Below are 19,122 nucleotides of genomic sequence, written 5' to 3'. Positions count from 1 at the left end.
CGCCAACTGTCGAGATTTATTGGCTTTCTTGCTCGTTTGCAGCCGGAGCGGACGAGCTCGCCTCGGAGTCCTTCGCGCCCTCGGCCCCAGTCTCTTCAGCCTCTTCGGCGGCCGCGGCGGCATCCGCGGGCCGCTTGGGCGGCGGAGTGGCGGGCAGGGCCTGGGCACGCTGCACGCCCGCGTCGTCACCCAGCTTGGTGAACAGTTCGGTGGCCTTGTCCCGCAGCTGGAGCTCCTCGGCCAGGGCGGCGGCCTTGGGCAGGTGGCCGATCTGCTCGTAGAGCACCATGGCCTTCTCCTTGCGGCCGATCTCCTCGTAGAGCGCCGCCGCGGTGGCGGACTCCCCGAGCAGCTCCAGCCACCGGGCACGGCCGGCCGGCTTGTTCTCCGCCTCGGCGCGGGCGAGCTCCTTCTGCGCCAGGGCCTTGGCCTCGTCCGTCAGCTTCAGGCGGTTGAGGAAGTGGAAGGCCTTGGGAGGCGGCAGCGTCCCGAGCACCTCCACGGCCTCCTTGCCGCGGCCGGCGTTCACCAGCAGGGTGGCCGCACCGAGCCGATCCCCGCGCTCGACCAGGGCCTTCACCTCCAGGTCCCGGACGCGGTTGGCCGCCGCGAAGTCGCGGGTGCGCTCGTACGCCTTGCGCGCCAGCGCCAGCTTCCCGGCACGCTCGTAGGCGAGCGCCGCCTGATCGAACTGACGGGCCCGCTCGTACAGCCGGGCGACGTTCTCGAAGTCACCCTTGCCGATGTAGATCTCCATCAGCAGCTCGTAGGCGCCGGCCTTCTCGAGCACCTGGGGGAGCTGCTCGGCGGGGACCGTCGCCATGAGGCGGCGGGCGGTGTCGTTGTCCTTGCCCGCCAGCGCGACGCGCAGCGCGCTCTTGATGTCCCCACCGGCCTCGAAGAGCCGGACGGCATCGGCGAAGGAGTTGTTGCGCTCGTGCATGCGCGCCGCGTCGCGGGTACGGCCCATGCCCTCGAGCTGCTTCGCCTGCTCCGACCAGTCACCCGTCAGCTCGGGCAGCGGCTGCCGGCGCTCACGATCGCCACGATCCCGGCGCTCGCCCTCGGGACGCTCGCCGCGCTCCCGGCGCTCGCCGCGCTCAGGACGCTCCCGGCGCTCACCCTCACGGCCTTCCCGGCGCTCGCCGCGCTCACGACCCTCGCGGCGATCACCCCGCTCACGACGATCACCGCGCTCACCCTCCCGGCGCTCCCCCGCGGGAGGACGGGCGGCGGCGGGCTCCTCGCGCTCGGGCTGCGGCTCGCGGCCGCTCAGCGCGAAGGCCGACGAGGCCCGCTCCGCATCGCCCGCGGCGCGCCAGGCACGGCCCACCAGGTACATGACGTCCACGTAGGCCTGGAACTTCTCCTTCGCCGGATCCGCCGCGGGAGCGGCCGCACCCTCCGCGGGAGCAGCGGCCTCGGCACCCTCCGCCGCAGCAGCGGCCTCACCACCCGTGGCCTCCGCGGGAGCCGGAGTGGCCTCGGCGGCGGCCTCTGGAGCGGCACCGGACTCACCGGCCGCCGAAGCCTCGGGCTGGGGCGGCCGCGTCTGGCGCTGCACGCGCAGCAGCGTGGTGATGAGCCGGCCACGCACGTTGAGATCCAGCTCCTCGAGCGACTTCACCCGCATGGTGCGCAGCGAGCGGACGATCGACTCGAGCGGCGACTTCTGGGCGGCGAAATCGCTCTTGCCCAGCGCCTTCTCCAGGGTGCTCAAATCAGCGATGACGCGCTGGCCCGGACCGATGGGGCCTTCCGCGCGATCGCGCCCACGGCCCCGGGGACCATCGCCCCGGCCGCCGCGGCCGCCGTCACGACCACCGAAACCGCCGTCACGACCACCGAAACCACCACCCGGACCCTCACGGCGCGGACCCTGACCGGGACCTGCGCCCGGGCCCCGCCCACCGCGCGGTCCACCGCTTCCATTCTCCTGAGGCACGTGATTCTCCCGCTAAAACGCGTAGCGAAGGTTCGGCGTCACCGCGAACCCGAATGACTGAGACTTGACGAAGAAGCTGCCCGTCACCTCGATACCTACCGAGAAGTGGCGAAGGCGTGTGTAGTACTCCAGTCCCGGTCCGGCGAATACCAGAATGTCGGGGTCCGGCAGGAGTTGCTGCGGCCTGAACAGGGCGTACCCGGCACCGCCGCGGACGTAGATCCACGTGCGCTGGACGTCCTGGGCATCGGCCAGGCCCACCAGGTGGAAGCGAGCCACCGCGCCGGGCACCAGCATGGAGAAGTCGCCCGAGGCCGCGCCTCCCGAGTTGCCCACGTACTCGGAGCCCGCCCGGTTGGAGGCACCCATCACGAAGACGCCCAGCGACAGGCGCTCGCCGATGTCCACGCCCAGCTCCACCTGGGCCATCTGCCCGGGAGAGAAGGGCCGCGGGCCCGAGGTGGACGGCGGGTTGACGACGAAGAACGGGCCACCGAGCACCGACAAGTAGATGCCGCGCTCGATCTCCTCGAAGGACTCGGCCGGCCTGTCACCGGCGGCCTGCGCATGCGCGAGCGCGGGGAGGGCCAGAGCGGCGCAAACGACGAAGGGGCGGAAGGCTTTCATGCGGGGGCGGACGTTAGCCCAGCAGCGCCGGGACGCCAGTGCCAAAAAGCAGGATGGGCGGCCCCGCCTCGGCGGAACCGCCCACCTGAACCTTTTCACTGCTCGGCGGAAGCTACTCGCCGGCCGCCTTGAAGATGAACGGATAGGTGACCGTCACCGAGCCCCCGCCCTTGGGCTTGGGGAAGGCCCAGGTGCGGACGCGGCCGGCCACGCACTGCTCCAGCTCGGGGTTGCCCGCGGTGGACTGGGCCACGGAGGAGCTGATGACGTTGCCCTCGGCGGCGATGATGAAGCGCACGGACACCTTGCCGCCCAGCTTCGGGAAGCGGTTGAGCAGGCTCTCGTAGCAGTACTTGATCTGCGACTTGTTGCGCTGGATGACCTGGCGGATGAGCTCCTTGTCGAGCGAGCCGCTCACCGTGGCGTCCTCGGCCGCGATGCCCACGTCCACGCTCTGCTTGCCACCCAGGCCGCCCACGCCGGAGCCGTAGCCGCCCATGCCACCACCACGGCCCTTGGTGCCGACCGCGCCGATGCCGATGACGTCACCGCCACCACCGCCACCACCGCCGCCGCCCTTCAGGCCGAGGCCACCGAGGCCGCCCACCATGCTGCCCTTGCCGACCAGGCCGCCCATGGCGCTCTTCAGATCACCACCGAGACCGCCACCGCCGAAGAGGCTGGAGGCGCCGCCCTTGCCACCGAAGATCTTGGCCGCCATGTTCTTGGCCGCCGCCTTCTTGTCGGGCTTGGCGTTGGACGCGGGCTGGTTCTGCTTCACGACCTCCTTCTTCCCGCTGTCCTCCTTCTTCGCCGCCTTGGCCTTCTCGGCCTGCTTCTCCGCCTTCTGCTGGTTGAGCTTCTCGAGGAACTTGTTCTTCTGCGTCTCGGGCGGCTTGACGATGAGCTTGGCCAGACGCGAGTTGTTGCCCGCCAGCTCGTCCGCGAACTCGTCACCGGCCGCGGCGTGGTTGGCCGCCGCGATGACGAACATGGAGGCGAGGAAGAACATCACCAGGAAGATGTTGATGACGGCGAAGTCCATCGACTCGCCCAGCGCGGCGATGGCGCGCTTGGGCACGGGCTCGAAGACGGCCTCCAGCGTCACGCCACCCAGGTCCACCCAGAGGAAGTCATCCTCCTTGAGGGTGAGCGCGTAGGCCTCGCCCTCGTGGGTGGCCTTGCCGGACTCGATGACGGCCTTGAGGTCCGAGGTGTCGCCCTTGCGGGTGAGCTCGCCCTTCATCTTGCCGGTGAAGAGCACGGTGAAGCCCTGGCCGTCGGTGCGCACCACCTCGAAGCGCTCACCGCCCAGCTTGGCGTCACCCATGATGAAGTCGACGCCCTTGGCGGAGCCGACGCTGAAGGAGCGCTTCTGGCCCGGGGCGAGGAAGAAGTCGCCCACGCGCTGGTCGCCCCACATGAAGTGCAGGCCCAGGCCGAGCGGACCGTTGCCCTTGCGGGCGATCCGGCGCACGCGCGGAGCGGGCTCGGCGGGAGCGTGCTCCACGGGAGCGGCCACCGGCTGCGCGGCGGCCTTCGGCGCGGGAGCGGCGGCCACCGGCTGCTGCACCACCACCGGCACGGGGGCGGGCGTCACGGCGGCCGCGGCGGCCGGGGACACCGCCGCCTGGGACAGGCCCACGGCCAGCGGCGTCTCGGGCACGGGGGCCACGGGAGCCGGGGTCGGCGCGGTGCTCGCCGCGGCGGTCGCCAGGTTCACCGCGGCCACGGCGGCGGGATTCTCCAGGCGGATGGTGGTGCCACCGACCTTGATCTCATCGCCGAAGGACAGCTGTCCCTTGTTGACGCGCTTGCCGTTGACGTAGGTGCCCTCGACGCTGCCCATGTCGATGATCGACAGGCTGCCGTCTGCGGCCACCTCGATGACGGAGTGGATGCGGCTGACCTTCTCGTCCTCCAGGCACAGGTGTGCGGAGGCGAGACGGCCGATCTTGATGATGTCGCGCTCGAAGTCCTTGGCGGTGACGAGGGTGTCACCCTTGAAGACCTTGAGTGTCAGAGGGACGGGCATGGAAATTCCCCAGTTGGCTTTCGGCGATCTCTAGGACAACGCGTGCGGTGGCGGGTTCCCGGCTTTTTTCTACAGCTCACCCACCGACTGCATCACCTTGTCCTCGAAGTCCTCGCGGATGCGGATCAGGTTGGAGTGCTGGACCTTCTTGCGAGCCTCGACGTACTCGCCATCCGGCTTGGTGAGGTCACCCTCGATGGTGTCGTCCTCGAAGTCGATGGACTGGGAGCCGCCCTTCTGGGCCTTGCCCCCACCCCCACCGGCCTCCCGGCGAGGAGCACTCTCCCCCTCGTCCTGGGCAACGGCCGGGCTCACCGCGAGTACCACGCACAGCATCAGGAGCTTCCGCATGACTTTCTCCGAGCGGTTCCCCCTCCGGGGTTCCGCAGTACGTCCGCCAGCGCCGGAATCCGGCGCCAGCGGACGAAGGTTCGCATCAATCCCCCCACCCTCGCCACACACTCCTAGAAGATGTCGTCAGACGGTTCGGTCGGTTCCGTCTTGGCTGGATTCTTCTGCGCAGGTGCGGCGGCGGGCTGCTGGCCGGCGGCGGGCGGGGCGTCGGCGGCGGGAGGCGGGGTGCCACCGGCCGGGGTGGTCTGAGGCGGGGCGTCGGTGCCCGAGGCGGGGGTGACGGTGCCACCCTGCCTGGCCTCCTCGGCCTTCATCGCCTCCTGCTGCTGCTTCTGGAGGGCCTCGAGCTGCTTCTGCTGCTCCTCGGCGGCCACGGCCTCGCGCTGGGCCTGGACGATGGTCTCGGCCTCGCGCAGCAGCCCGAAGATGGGGTGCTCGGCGTTGAGGGCCACCTCACCGCCGGACATGGCGATGTACTTGCGGTACAGCTCGATGGCGCGCTCCGGAGCACCCTTGTGGCGGTGCAGCAGGACGGCGCGGTTGAAGTGGACGGCGGCCATCTTCGGGTCGAGCTTCTCCGCCTCGTCATACTCCTGCATGGCCTTGTCCAGCTGGCCCTGGCCCTTGTAGGCGATGCCGAGGTTGAGGTGGGCGGCGGCGTTCTTGCTGTCGGCCTGGAGGATGCGGCGCAGGTGCTCCTCGGCGCCGGGGTAGTCCTCCGAGTCCAGCTCCATCTGCGCCAGCTGCACGCGCGAGGGCACGTAGTCGGCGCGGACCTCGATGGCGCGCTTGAAGGACAGGCGCGCGGCGTCCTTCTTGTCCTCCTGCAGGAGGACGAGGCCGATGGTGTGGTGCAGCTCGGGATCGTTCTGGTCGATCTTCATGGCGCGCAGGGCCACCAGCTTGGCCATGGCCAGCTGCTTGCGCTCCAGGTAGCTGCGCATCATCACCTTGTAGGCGGTGACGGACTGGGGCTCGCGCATGAGGGCGGCGCGCGCCAGCTCCATCGCCTTCTCCTGGTCACCGGTCTGCCGGTAGATCTCCGCCAGACGGGCGCGGGCGTTGCCGTCGTCCGGGTAGATCTTGAGGATGCCCTGGTAGATGGACACCGCGCCGGAGATGTCGCCCGCGTTCTGGGCGATCACCGCCAGGTTCTCGGAGGCCTGGCGCAGGGTGGGCTTCTTCTTGAGGGCCGCCTGGTAGCGGGCAACGGCCTCCTGGGTGTTGCCCTGCCGCTCGGCGAGGACACCCAGGTTGTACTCGGCCTCGGCCACGTTCGGGTCCGCGTCGAGCGCGGCCTTGAACTTGCGCTCGAGCGACGGGTAGTCGAGAGCGTTGGCCTTCTTCTGGGCCTCCAGCGCGCCGAGGGCGTCCTCGAAGAGGAGCTTGGCGCGGTTGGAGATGGGGGGCGGCTCGTTGGACTTGCTCGTCTTGCCACCGGTGGTGCCGGTGTTGCCGGTGGTGGCGGCAGTGGTGCCCGCGCAGCCCGCGGCGAACAGCGCCGCGAGCGCGGCCAGGAGGATTGAGCGCATCATGGGGGGGCGATTCATTAGAGGAAGTCCTCCGGTTCCTGCTCGTCCGTCCCGGCCTTCTTGGGCGTCCCCTCCTTGGTGGGAGCGGACGGACCATCGACCTGGGTGGCCGTCTGCTGCTGCAGCCGCCTGGCCAGATCCGACACGTCCTCGGCGGCCTCCTGCGTCTGCGTCTGCTCGGCCGTGGCCGTCTCGACGACGGGCGGCGGCACGTCCTGGATGGCGGTGAGCAGGTCTCCACCGATGACGAGGTCATTGCCCTTGGAGAGGGCCACCTTCTCCTCGACCATCATGGGGAACTGATCCGGGCGGTAGGTGGTGCGCAGCATCTTCAAGCTCTCGGCCGCGCAGTTGTTGAAGATGTCCAGCTCGCGGGCCTTGGCCACGGCGTTGCCGAAGGCCTCGGCGGCGCTCTCCTTGAGGGGCTGGGCGTTGTTGCCGAACTCCTCGCGCAGCGCGCCCTCCGTCTCCTCGTCGATGCCCGGGGGCATGGGCGCGTTGATGAGCTTGTCCGCGAAGTTGTCGTAGACGAGACCCAGGCGGTGCAGGGCGCAGATGCCGGGCTCGGCGGCGCCGATCTGCACCGTCTGCACGTACTTCTTCTCCACCACCGCGCGCGAGTCGTTCTTGTCCTTGATGGAGGCCTTGAACTTCTCCGGGCTGGCCGGGCGGCCCCAGGACAGCTTCACGCGCGAGTAGAACTGGAAGTCCGGCTCCACGCTGCGGAACTGGGCGCGGGCCACGGGCTCCAGCGCCGGCTTGTCCAGCGACGTCTGCAGACGCTTGGGCAGCTTCTCGTAGTAGTCGAGGATGCGGGCGTAGAGGCGCTCGGTGTCCTTGGGACGGCGCAGCTTGTTCTCGTAGATGTCGACGATGCGGCCCTCGGCCATGAGGAACTTGCTGGGGCTGCGCATGTACTGGCGCTCGTACTCCTCCAGCTGCGTCATGGCCTTGATGTAGTTGCCCGTCTTCTCGTGCAGGTCCACGATGGCCAGGAACACGTCCTCGGCGTCCTTGGCCTTGGGCCAGAGCGTCAGGTAGCGCTCGCGCAGGGTCAGGGCCTCCTTGAGCTGGCCGAGCCCCTCGCGGTAGGTGGCCGCGTTGAAGAGCGCCACCTGGGCCTTGGACTCCTCCCACTTCTGCGGGGCGCCGGGCTTGTCGGACACCACCACCGGAGCCTTGCCCTTGCCCTTGCCCTTCTTGGCGCGGGAGGGGGCCGGCCTGGCGGCGCCACCACTCTTGCTGGCCTCGTAGCCGTCCACGTACTGCTCGTACACGTCCGCGGACTCGAGGAAGTCACCGATGGCCTCCAGCGCCTCCGCGTTGTTGTAGATGCACTCCGGCACGAAGCGCGAGGACGGGTACTGCTCGATGATGCGCTGGCGGACCTGGATGGCCTTATCCAGCATCTTCGCCTTGTAGTAGTCCACCGAGGCGTTGAAGAGCGCCACGTCGGCGATCTCCGTCTGCGGGAAGTCCGCCACGAAGGACAGGTAGGCCTCGGCCGCCTTGGCGAACTGGTTCTTGGCCTCGAGCTGGCTCACCAGCTTGAAGGCGGACTGCTCGATGACCTTGGAGAGCTCGTCACGGAACTTGCCGGTGGCCAGCTTGTCGTTGGCGTAGAACTTGCGCGCCCACTCGTTCACCTTCGCCCAGTCCTCGAGCAGGTTGTACGAGTCGAGGATCAGGTTGGCGGCGATCTCCGCGGCGCGCTCGCCGGTCTCGAACTTGTACTCGGGCGAGCCGAGGGCGATCTCGCTGAAGCGCAGCACCGCCTCGTCGAAGTGGTTGTGGCGGTAGTAGATGTTGGCCGCCTTGAAGGCGATCTCCACCTTCTTGTCGCCCTTGGGCACGTACTTCAGGTAGCGCTCGCAGGCCTCCAGCAGGTCCTTCTTGCCCTGCGGGATGTTGGCCTTCTTGCGGATGTCCTTGCTGATCTCGTCCTTGAAGAGCCCCTTGGCCTCGGCGTCCTTCACCATCTCGTCATAGGCGAGCACGGCGTTGTACGCGGCGTTGCTCAGCCACTTGCCCGGCTTGCCGGGCTTGGGGTTGCCCTTCTCGTCCTTGGCCTCCAGCTGCTTCACGTCCTGCAACACGACGAGCGTGTAGTTGGCCGCGGCCTTGTCGAACTTCTGGAGGTTGTCGTTGAGGAGCTCGGCCCAGAAGAAGCGCAGGTCATACGCCTTGGAGCTCTCCGGGAAGAGCGTGAGGTAGTCCGAGTAGATCATGTCGGCGTAGCCGAACGTGGCCTCCTCGCGCGTCTTCTTCGCCTCGTTGTGCCAGGTGACGGCGAGGTTGGACAGGGTGCGCTCGGCCAGATCCTTGGCCTCCTCGAGCGCCTTCTTGTCCTTCTCCTCCTTGATGACGCCGGAGCCCTCGACCTCCTTCATGATCTTCACGAGCCGGCGCACCTGCGTGACGGTGCGCTCCTTGTTGCCCATGCGGAGGACGATGTCGACGATGCGGCCCTGGAAGCCCGGGGCCTCGGGGGAGAGCGGCTTCTCCTTGATGAGGGTGTTGTAGGTGATGGCCGCCTCGCGGTCCTTGCCCTCGCCGTAATACATGTTGGCCAGGGTGCGCATCATCGCGAAGCGGTCGTCCGGGTTGGTGGCGACCTTGGAGAAGTCCTCGCGGGCCAGCGTCACGTCACCCTCGCGGGCGTAGGCGCGGACGTAGTCGGTGCGCGCCTCGCGCACCAGCGAGCTGCCCTTCTTGTTGGCGCCGCCGTCCTTCTCCACGGCCTGCGCGCCCGCCAGCTCGCCGTAGAGCACCACGGCCTTCCACTTGTCCTTGGCGTTGGCGTAGTCGGCGAGGTTGAAGTAGCACCAGCCCTGCTTGTAGAGGGCGAAGGCGTACACCTGGCTCTCGGGGAACTCGGCGGCCTTCTTGTAGGCGGCGAGCGCCTTCTCCAGGTCCGCGTGCTTGCCCTTCGAGTTGTTGAAGTAGTACTCGCCGAAGGCCAGCCAGGCGTCGGGGATGTACTTGGACTTCGGGTGCTTCTCCACCAGGCGCTTGAAGGCCACCAGCGCCTTGCGATCCTGGCCGTCCTCCATCAGGTACGTGCCGAGGAAGAAGAGCACCTCGTCCGAGCGCTCGAAGTCCGGGTACTCCTGGACGATCTTCGTGTACTGCTCGAGCGCGAGCTTGCCGTACTGCTTCTGGCGGGTGAGGAGCTCGGCCTTGCCCGCCTTGGCGCGGCTCTGGCCCGCGGCGTCCCCGCGGTTCATCGCCGCGATGAGCTCGTCGTCCTTCCGGTTCGCCTCGAAGAAGTAGAACTTCGACTCCTCCCAGTACAGCTCGCCCAGGCGGAAGAGCAGCGCGGGCTGCTCCTTCTGGTCCGCCGAGAGGGAGATGATCTTCTTGAGCGACTCGATCTGCTCGCGGCGCTTGGTGGCGACCTGGCCTTCCACGCCGAGGCGGAACTGGTCGTATTGGAGGGCGGGCGCGTTGTCCTGCTTCTCCTTCTTGCGGCTGATATCGCCAGCGAGCGACTTGTCCACCACGGCCGTGGAGCTCTTCTTGCCGAGGTTGGCGTCGCGCGGCGCTTTCTTGTCCTGCGCATTGGCCGTCGTGGCCAGGAGCAGAAGGCTGAGGAGGAGCGTGCGGCGCATGGGTTTCCTCTGCGGGGGTCTTCCGTCGCGGTTCCTCGCCTGCTCGGCAAGTGTCCGGGACTCTTCGGGAATTTCCATCTGGAAGGCGCGCACTATGCGCGGTGCGTTGGGGCCGGTCAACAGCCCCTTGGGGGCATGCCGGGCTGCTTGGACCCAGCCGGAAAGTTTTCAGAAGGGCTGTGCGAAAAGCGTTCTCCGGGTTGCTCTGTCAGTCCCTCCTGGTAAGGGGGAATCTTGCGCCCGGCCGTCCGGCTGCCCACCAGGGAGATGTCGCACCACATGAGCCTCCTGCCCGAGAGCGCCAGCTTCGAAGAGCTGGTGCAGGACTACTTCCTCGCGATACGCGGCAGCGGATTGATGCTGTCCGCGCTCGACGTGGAGCTTTTGACGTCCTGGGCCGAGCAGGGAGTTCCCTTCGAGGTGGTGGCGCGGGGCATCGCCCGCTCGGCGGAGAAGGCGCTGTGGGACGCGCGCCCCGGCGAGCCGGTGCTGCGCAGCCTCCGGGCCTGCCGCAAGCAGGTGGAGGCGGAGATCAAGAAGCACCGCGAGCGCACCGCGGGCGCGGGCACCGAGAGCAGCCGGCGCACGGCCCGGATGCGCTCGTGGGAGGAGCAGCGCCACGCCCAGCTGCAGGCCTCGCTGGAGCGGCTGGCCGAGCGGGAGCCGGCGCTGGCCCCCCGCGTCCACCGGCTGCTGGAGGCGGTGCTGCACGAGGTGCCCACCGAGTTCGCGCGGATGGAGGCCCTGGAGACGCTGGTGGGGCTGATGCTGCTGCGCGCCCTGCCCTTCTCCGAGCGGCGCGAGCTGTGGCGCACGGCCCGGGGGGAGGACATGGATCAGCAGTACATGTCCTTCCGCGCCCGGCGGCTGGCCCGGCGCTTCCGGCTGCTGGCGGTGGTGCGCCGGCGGCTGGGGCTGATGGATGCCTAGAGCGGTAGGTGGGTGAACGTCCGTGTAGCAGGCTGACGAGCGTCAGGGCGCTCTGCTATGGCCTGCGGACATGGGCACCAAGGCGAGCGGCGAGGTGTGTGGCGAGTGTGGGGGGCGAACGTACCTCATCGAGCGGCGCGGAGACCGGGCGCAGGCACGGGTGTGCACGTGCTCGGCCCGGTGCGGGCTGTGTGAGGGACGCGGGTACGCGTACGAGACGCGCGAGGAGACCTTCAGCGCGAAGGTGGGCCCCAAGCGCTACGAGGTGCTCGTGCCGTGCGTCTGCCAGCACCGGGCGAAGCGCATGGAGCACTTCAACCAGGTGGGGCTGCCCGGCGTGGCGGCGCACGCGAGCTTCGAGAACTACCGGGCCTTCAACGAGGCACAGGATCGGGCGCGCAACCTGGCGATGCACTTCGCCCACCACTACGCCAAGGGCGGGGTGAACAAGGGCTTCATCCTCAGTGGCCCGGTGGGCACGGGGAAGACGCACCTGCTGGCGGCCACGCTCAAGCACCTGGTGCTCGAGGTGGGCCTGGAGGCGCGCTACGTCGAGATCTCCCTGCTCTACGCCACCATCCGGCGCGGCTTCCAGGAGGGCAAGAGCGGCGGGGAGATCATCGGCCCCCTGTCGGACGTGGAGGTGCTGGCCATCGACGAGATGGGCAAGGGGCGCGGCAGCCAGTTCGAGATGGAGACGCTCGATGAGCTGATCGCCCGGCGCTACAACGCGGGGCGCACCACCCTCTTCGCGACGAACTACTCGCTGGAGCCGGAGCGCAAGAGCGTCCGGACCGCGGCACCGAGCGGCTACCGCAGCACCGAGGACGCGAAGACCGCGGCCCGCGACGTGGAGCTGCTGCGCGAGCGCGTGGGCGAGCGCATCTACAGCCGCCTGTGCGAGATGTGCGGCTTCGTGGAGCTGCCCAAGGAGACGCCGGATCAGCGGCGCATGCGGCAGGAGCTGGACGTGCGCCCGGGACCTCCTCCGGGCGGCATGCGCGGCCCGGGACGCTGAAATCGTGGGCTCGAGGCGACGAATTCAGGACTGCTCGGGCTTGAGCAGTCCCTCTTGAGCGGCGTACTGCCGCGTCGTCATCAACTCCTCGATGAGCTCGTGGGAGTCCGGAAACATCTTCTCCGCCAACTCTCCCAGCCGGAGCGCCTTCTCCAGTGTCTCCTTCGTTCGCTCGGCATTCCAGTACCGGATCAGCCCCCACCACGCGTCCTTGAGCGTCACCGAAGCCTTGGCCGCGGCTTCCTCGTAGAGCTTCGCGGCCTCGTGCGAGGAGTCACGATAAGTATCCAGGAAGAAGCCCAGTTCCACGAGGGCGGGAGCGCCGCGGTAGGACCCCTGGACGGCCTGCGCCAGAAGCCGCTGAACCTCCGCGAAAGCGGGCTCCGGGTCCTGCCCCTCATCCGGTGCGGTCCAGAGCCTCCGTTGCAGCAACCAGGCGAGGAACAGGGCGTTCTGCGTGAACGCAGGGCAGGTCTCGGCCAGCTCACGGTGCAACCGGAGCTGCTCCTCGCTCGGCCGGGCGATATCTCCCGACTGCCGGGCTGCTTGGAACCTCGCTATCAACTCCTCGAGTCCAGGGTGCGCCATCGCTCACCTCACCGTTCCCATCTTCTCCATCAAGCGCTCCCAGCCTGTGAGCCGGACTCATCCCGTGGGGCCGTAGCAGCGCCGGTATGGCCGCAGCCCCAGAGGGACAGCACTACGAACACACCGAGAAGCCAGCGCCGTTTGGACATGTCCCTCTCCGCGGATCACCAGGGCCACTCCCGGGATTGTAGCCCAAGGAGCGGAGTCGCTCCGATGAAACCGCGGAGAGCTGACAGGCTCAGCTCACGGCGTGATGGCGCGCAGCAGCGCGTTGCCCGATTCCGCCACGTACAGCGTTCCGTCCGGGCCCACCGCGAGCCCCGCGGGCAGTACCAGGTCCGCGTCGCCTCCGCTTCCGTTGCGAGCGCCGAAACGGCCCGAGCCCGCCAGCGTCGTCACCTCGCCACTCGGCGTGATGCGCCGCACCCGGTAGTTGCCTGGATCCGACACCGCCAGGCTCCCGTCCGCCAGCACCGCCAGGCCCAGGTACGGCAGCATCCGCGCGTTCTCCCCGGCACCGTCCGCGAAGCCTCCCGGCGGCGAGCCCGCCACCACGCTCACCGTGCCGTTGCGCAGCGCCATCACGCGCGACATTCCCGTCTCCACCACGTACACCGTCCCGTCCGGCCCCTGCGCCACCGCCGAGGGCCGGTACAGCCACAGGTTCGCCGGCAACGTCGTCACCGGGCTGTCCGGAGCCCGCAGATCGATCCGCCGGATGACGCCATTGCCCAGGTCCGCCACCAGCAACTCGCCCTGCGGCGTGATGGCCAGCCCCGCCGGCTGGTTGAAACGCGCCTGCACCGCCGGCCCATCCACCAGGCCCGGCGCCATCACCGCTCCGGCGAACACCGTCGTCGTCCCATCCGGCGTGATGCGGCGGATGCAGTAGTTGTCCGAGTCGGAGACGTAGACGTTCCCCTGCGCGTCCGCGGCAATCCCCATCGGGCCGTTGAGCCGCACCGGCGAGAGCGTCGAGATGCTCCCATCCGGCGCCACCCGCTTCACCTTGTTGGCCATCGCGTCCGCCACCGCCCAGCCTCCACCCGGCAGTACCGCCACCGCGATGGGCGCCGCCAGCAGCCCACGGCCCGGCCCTCCATCCTGATCTCCTCGCCGCCCCGCCTCCCCCGCCACCGTGCGCACCGCCGGAGCGTAGGTGCCTCGCGGCTTCGGCAACGGCGTCGCCGGGAGCACCACCAGGTCCCTCGGCACCGACCGCCCCAACGCGCGGTAGAGCACGTTCGCCACCAGGCGCGCCGCACGTGGATCCGCCGCGTCGCTCGTCCCCAGCGTGTGCACGAAGTCCACGCCTCCCGCCGAGAACACCCACGCGTTCCCCTTGCGGAACACCACCATCTGCCCGAAGCCGAACGCCCCCTGCAGCGACAACGCCGGTGACTCCGCCAGCACCTCCAACCCCTCCGGAGACTGGCCGTTGTCCACCACCTGGTCCTGCTCGTAGCCGTTCGCCCTCCACAGCGTGTCCCCGTTCCTCAGCCCCGTCCCCTCGAAGGCCCAGTGGTTCGCGTTCGTGATGACCGTGGGGAACGCGAACTGGTGCCACCGGCTGGAGAACATCACCCCCAACAGCGCGTTCTCCGGACGCGGCGTGGCCAGGTCCCTGAACTTCGCCGTCCGCTCCGGGCTCCTCACCCCCACCGGATCCTCCGCGTCTCCCTTGTAGCAGGTGACGATGCGCCTCGGCCTCCCATCCGCCGCCGGCTCCAACCGCACCTGCCAGTAGGCCTGGTTCGCTCCCAGGTTGATGATCGACCGGCCCTCGGCCACCGCATTGTCCGCCCGATCCCGGATCGCCCGCGTCCAGTACTCGTCGTGCCCCGACATCACCAGCACCTTCGCCTCGCGCAGCGAGTCCCCGCTCCGCTCCAGCTCCTCGTTGGGCACGTACGCCACGTCCAGCCCCTGCGCCTCCAGCCACATGATCAACCCCTGCTCGTCATCCAGCAGGTGCCCCGAGCCATAGCCCCGGGAGTACGGCCGATCGAACGAGGACTGGTGGGCACGCCCCTTCCCGGTGATGCGGAACTTGTCGTCGTAGAGGCTCGTGCCCCCCCAGGTGTTGTAGGCCGCCCACGTCGTCGTCGGGACGAGCACCGTCACCTCCGAGCGCGGCTGCACATCCCTCACGAAGAACGGCACGTAGCGCTGGTAGCCGTCCTCCCGCACCAGCTTCACCACGTACACCCCGCGCACCCAGCTCGCGTTCGTCTCGAGCTCCAGCGTCGGCGTCCAGTTGCACGCGATGATGCCCGTGGGCCTCTGCGGCGGGCACGGCGCCTGCGGCACCGCCTGCAGCGGCCCTCCGCGCACCACCTCCCGGCCTCCCAGCCCTCCGTAATAGCCGAGCCGGTACACCTCCCAGCTGAACTTGCGCGGCCCTCCCGTCACCGAGACCGCGATCGGCACCCGCTCGCCCTGCGTCACCGTGGAGACGAGCGCGTACCCTTCAATCTCGTTGTTGTTGGCCGCCCGCTTGATGCGCCACGCCCCCGTCCCCGGACGCGCGTTCTCCTTGCGGATCGCCTGCCCGTCATGCGGGGGAAGTGGAACCGGCTCCGGCCCTCCATCCTCGGGAGGCGGCGCCGCCGGACCTCCGTCCACGATGTCCGGCTCTCCACCATCCGAGCGCTGCACCGGCGAATTGTCGCGCCCGCCCCCATTCGAGTCGCCCGTGCCCGGCCCGGTCTCCTCACACCCTCCGGCCAGGCCCAGGAGGCAGAGTACGGCAGCCAACACCCCGATGATCCGAACACCCTTCGCCATGGCCCGCCTCCCAACCCCCCTGGGCCTGCGAGGGTAAGCACGAGCCCCGGCATGGGAAGTGTTCCACCCATCCCCGGGCAGCATGCCGGACAGATCAGCGCCCTCACCGCCACACTGGAATTACCCGGTTTTCATTGGATTCCAGAGGTACAGGTCTGTTAGAGTGTCTCATGCGTCCAGAATCGAAGCGTCCGGCTCCTCGCCATTGGCCCATCCTGCTGGTGCTGACGGCCTGGGCCGCGTGCACCGAGGCCCCCGCCCCCACCGAGGCGGAGAGCCCCGGCACGGTGGCCGCGGCACTCGACACCCCCACGCTCTTCACCGACGTGGCGCTCGTGGGCACGGCGCCGTGCTCCAGCGACTACAGCCGCATCGACAACTGCTACAACGAGGCCAATCCGCAGCGGCCCAGCATCTTCCGGGAGCTGTCCCCGGCCTGGCGCCCCTATCAGCCCTCGGGACAAACGCCGACGCTGCTCCCCTCCACGCTCGTGGGCAAGGTGCAGCCCTACCCGCCCTTCGAGTACTTCTGGGATGGCCCGCGCATCCCTTCCACCGCGGACGCCGACGGTGCCCAGCAGGTGCTCCCCTTCACCCGGAGCACCAACGACGGACGCCTGTCCCTGCGCGGCGGCTGCCGCGGCTGCGGCGAGAGCTCCATGCTCGTCACGTTCCGCCCCGAAGTGCTCGGACAGGACCTCGAGTACGACTTCGCCGCCAAGGGCGCCCTGTTCTCGCAGCCCACCCATCAGCCCGGCAGCCACCCCTTCATCTACTACAACCCGCTCTTCTCCTCGCTGCAGACGCGAAACAACGGCTTCTTCCCCGACGCGCTCCACAGCACGCTCTGCGAGGACTCGGCGCCGGCCTACGTCTCCAGCAAGCACAATCCCCTCAAGTGCCAGGCGCGCTACGAGGCCGGTTCCCCCCTCGTCACCGGCGACTGCTACGACATCTCGTTGCTGTACGGGCTCACCGCGGCGGAGAATGGCAACCAGTGGGAGCTGCGCTCGGTGGACGTGACCGTGTTCGTCCGCGACCCGAAGACGCTGTCCGCCGGAGAGCGGCAGGGCTGGGACCCGGGCGGCTGGGGGTTGTGGATCTACCCGCGCAACCCCGAGGGCGAGGTGAAGTCCCTGCCCCAATGGGAGCTGCCTCCCTTCCGGCCCTTCAACGTGCACGAGACGCCCTGGGGCGATCTCGACGGCAACAACTCCACCTGGACGCTCTCGGGCACCAATCAGATCAACTGGGCGAAGGTCCTCAGCAGCCACCCCGGCTTCAAGTGCTACGATCAGGTCCTGGTGGGCTATAGCTCGGGCAAGCCCATCTACACCTACCCCCGCGCCACGGGGCCCAGCATCCCCAAGTGGTGCCAGTTCTTCGATCGGCAGTCCTCGCGCTCGCGCTTCCAGGTGGAGGATGACGAGGACTCCGTCATCAGCAACGGCGGCTACTGGAACGGCGTCCACACGCGGCCCGCGTCGGGCGAGGGCAAGCCGCTCTTCCTCTTCGAGCCCACGGTGAGCGGAGACGGCCGGCTGCTCGTCGTCAACATGGACGGGCTCTTCTACTCGTACTCACCCAACGCCTGCCGCGCGGACGGCTGGGCGCACATGAAGCCCATCAGCATGATGCCGATGGATCCCCAGGTGAACGGCCGCTACGAGATCGCGAAGTCCCAGGTGATCGGCGGCGTGCCGCAACCGTTCCGCGATTCCATGGGCAACGCCATCCCGTTCGGCGTGCGCAACCAGGGCGCGTACGCGTGGCTCGACCGCGAGGGAAAGAACCTCTTCTTCGCGGCGAAGAACAACCCGCACGACGGCTACTACGCGCGCCAGATGGTCCTCCGGGAGCAGTTCGGGCCCAACGTCACCACCCAGTCCCTCTCCGCCCCGCCGCAGAACGACGGGGAACGCGCGGCGTTCAACCCGGACCGCGCTCCCGCGCAGGCCATCAGCGTGCTGGGCGCGTGGACCCACGGCAAGGCCGTCATCCTCGACAACGGGTTGAGCATCGCCGACCTGGGAGGAAACCGCGCGGACAACCTCACGCGCACCTTCGGGCTGCGCCTCTACGCCGGGGACGATCTCTCGCTGACGCCCCAGGGCAGCTCCTCCATCTTCTCCTTCGAGAACCAGCTCAACCACTTCGACGCGCTGCGGCCCACGCTGCCCTTCGACGTGGTGTGGAACGTCCAGTCCAACACCCAGCGCACCTCCGAGGTGGCCTTCGACGAGTACCTCAACAAACAGGCCTTCGTCGTGGCCCACATGAACGCGCCCATGCGCATGGACGTCTCGCCCTTCGGCTCGCAGCGCGCCGAGACGTTCCCCAAGGACGGGTTCATCCCCACGCGCAACGCCTGGGCCTACGTGCGGGGCGGGGAGATCGCGGACTTCCGCTTCGCACGCAACCCGCTGGTGCAGAACGCGGCCACCACCAGCGCCGCTCACGGCACCGAGAACCTCCAGGGGCCCGGCTCGCTGCGGCTGCGCGGCGGCGCGCGCGTCGAGCCCGTGGCCCTGGGCGGCGTCAGCGGCAAGGGCGTGTGGCTGGATGGCGTCAATGACTTCATGGACATGGGCTACCCCGTCCAGCCCTCGCGCCGCGACTGGTACCTCGGCATCTGGCTCGACTCGCGCCAGGCATTCCCCACCAAGGTCATCTTCTCCATCACCCGCACCCTCCCGCGCACCCTCTTCTACTTCCCGGACAACTCATGGATTGGACTCGTCGCGGCGAGGGACATCACCGGTGCCACGTGGCACGAGCTGGAGGTGTACAACGGCGCCACCGGGGGCCGGTACACGGTGAACCTCGGCTCGCTCGTCCAGCCGGGCCGCTTCTTCCACCTCGGCGTGAAGGTCTTCACCCGGGCCGGCCAACGGACGCTCCAGTTCCTCGTCAACGGAACCCCGGTCACCACGCTCGCCGTCGCGCCCACGGACACCGGCTTCAACCTCATGGCGGACACCGTCAACGGTTGGACGTGGATGACGGTGGGCGATCCGGGGCCGTCCTTCGTCCAGGGACAGTCGAGGCTCCCGTTCCTCGGCTGGGTGGATGAGTTCCGCGTCTACTCGCTGTCGGCGCAGGACACGCAGGCCGCGTGGCTCGACGAGCACATCTGCAACAACGCGCTCGGGACACTGGTGGACATCACCTCGTATACCGGTGAGTCCTCGCACCCCGCGCTGACGGTACTGCGCTCCCGGGCGAGCCTGTATCCGGGTGCGCCCACGCTCCTGTGCGAACAGATGCGGCTGGAGTCCTATGTGGATCCGCGCGACTACCCCGCGCAGTACGGCGAGCACCTGTGCATCGACCGAGTCCACAAGAACCCGCATGCGAATCCGTCCCTGGCGTCGCGGTGCAAGCGCGCGCAGAAGCTGGCCCTCCCGGTGTTCCAGGCGAACGCGCCCCGGCCCGATACCAGCTCCAACACCTTCTGCCTCACCTGCCACACCTCCACCGCGCCCCTGCCCGGGTTGCGTCCCGGTGCCCTCACCGCGGGCTCGGGGCCCCGCTACCAGGATCCGCGGCGGCAGCCGATGAACGTGCCCGCCGTGATGGGGGGCGTCGTTCCGCCGTGGCTCCAGGGAGGCGTCAACCTGTCCGACGGCACGCGCACGCTGGATCACCACTTCGATCACTACCTGGCCCCCTGAGAGGCCGTCCGTCGCACCACC

Annotated in this window: 11 protein-coding genes; 3 read left to right on the top strand and 8 right to left on the bottom strand. The window is 68.9% G+C overall.

Features of this window, described 5'->3' with window-relative positions:
• Positions 1–16: 16 nt before the first annotated feature.
• The 6 genes from VFZ09_RS26230 to VFZ09_RS26205 all read right to left on the bottom strand — a co-directional run bounded on the left by VFZ09_RS26230 (position 17) and on the right by VFZ09_RS26205 (position 10,104).
• Positions 17–1,945 carry a DEAD/DEAH box helicase gene (locus VFZ09_RS26230; RefSeq protein WP_329730401.1) on the bottom strand — a complete coding sequence of 643 codons (1,929 nt, stop codon included), beginning with the start codon at positions 1,943–1,945 and terminating at the stop codon, positions 17–19.
• 12 nt (positions 1,946–1,957) lie between these two features.
• A complete protein-coding gene (gene cglE / locus VFZ09_RS26225; protein ID WP_329730400.1) occupies positions 1,958–2,572 on the bottom strand; it encodes an adventurous gliding motility protein CglE in 615 nt (204 codons plus the stop codon).
• 112 nt (positions 2,573–2,684) lie between these two features.
• Positions 2,685–4,607, bottom strand: a complete 1,923-nt coding sequence (gltG, locus tag VFZ09_RS26220) for an adventurous gliding motility protein GltG (RefSeq protein WP_329730399.1) — start codon at positions 4,605–4,607, stop codon at positions 2,685–2,687.
• Positions 4,608–4,676: 69 nt separating this feature from the next.
• Positions 4,677–4,958, bottom strand: a complete 282-nt coding sequence (gene cglF, locus VFZ09_RS26215) for an adventurous gliding motility protein CglF (protein WP_329730398.1) — start codon at positions 4,956–4,958, stop codon at positions 4,677–4,679.
• 113 nt (positions 4,959–5,071) lie between these two features.
• Positions 5,072–6,511 carry an adventurous gliding motility TPR repeat lipoprotein GltE gene (gltE, locus tag VFZ09_RS26210; protein WP_414640745.1) on the bottom strand — a complete coding sequence of 480 codons (1,440 nt, stop codon included), beginning with the start codon at positions 6,509–6,511 and terminating at the stop codon, positions 5,072–5,074.
• Entirely contained in the window at positions 6,511–10,104 is a 3,594-nt protein-coding gene (locus tag VFZ09_RS26205; protein ID WP_329730396.1) for a tetratricopeptide repeat protein, read from the bottom strand. Before VFZ09_RS26205 ends, gltE begins: the two co-directional genes overlap by 1 nt.
• Positions 10,105–10,383: 279 nt before the next feature.
• Between VFZ09_RS26205 and VFZ09_RS26200 the strand changes: the two genes are divergently transcribed.
• A complete protein-coding gene (locus VFZ09_RS26200) occupies positions 10,384–11,034 on the top strand; it encodes a hypothetical protein (RefSeq protein WP_329730395.1) in 651 nt (216 codons plus the stop codon).
• 70 nt (positions 11,035–11,104) lie between these two features.
• Positions 11,105–12,052: an ATP-binding protein gene (locus tag VFZ09_RS26195; protein ID WP_329730394.1), complete on the top strand. Its 948-nt coding sequence runs from the start codon at positions 11,105–11,107 to the stop codon at positions 12,050–12,052.
• Positions 12,053–12,076: 24 nt separating this feature from the next.
• Here VFZ09_RS26195 and VFZ09_RS26190 read toward each other — a convergent pair whose 3' ends face one another.
• Both VFZ09_RS26190 and VFZ09_RS26185 read right to left on the bottom strand, forming a co-directional pair.
• The gene (locus tag VFZ09_RS26190) at positions 12,077–12,640 is read right to left on the bottom strand and encodes a hypothetical protein (protein ID WP_329730393.1); all 564 of its coding nucleotides are present in this window, start codon (positions 12,638–12,640) and stop codon (positions 12,077–12,079) included.
• A gap of 243 nt (positions 12,641–12,883) precedes the next feature.
• Positions 12,884–15,427 (bottom strand): N,N-dimethylformamidase beta subunit family domain-containing protein, encoded by a 2,544-nt coding sequence (locus VFZ09_RS26185; protein ID WP_329730392.1) that lies wholly within the window; start codon positions 15,425–15,427, stop codon positions 12,884–12,886.
• A 170-nt stretch (positions 15,428–15,597) separates the two neighbouring features.
• On the opposite strand from VFZ09_RS26185, the gene VFZ09_RS26180 reads away from it, so the two are divergent.
• Positions 15,598–19,101, top strand: a complete 3,504-nt coding sequence (locus VFZ09_RS26180; protein WP_329730391.1) for a hypothetical protein — start codon at positions 15,598–15,600, stop codon at positions 19,099–19,101.
• Positions 19,102–19,122 lie beyond the last annotated feature (21 nt).

This window comes from Archangium sp. (genome assembly GCF_036277355.1).
Classification (GTDB): Bacteria; Myxococcota; Myxococcia; order Myxococcales; family Myxococcaceae; genus Archangium.
The sequence above is the reverse complement of the archived record's forward strand: the minus strand, read 5'-3'. Positions and strand labels throughout refer to the sequence as shown.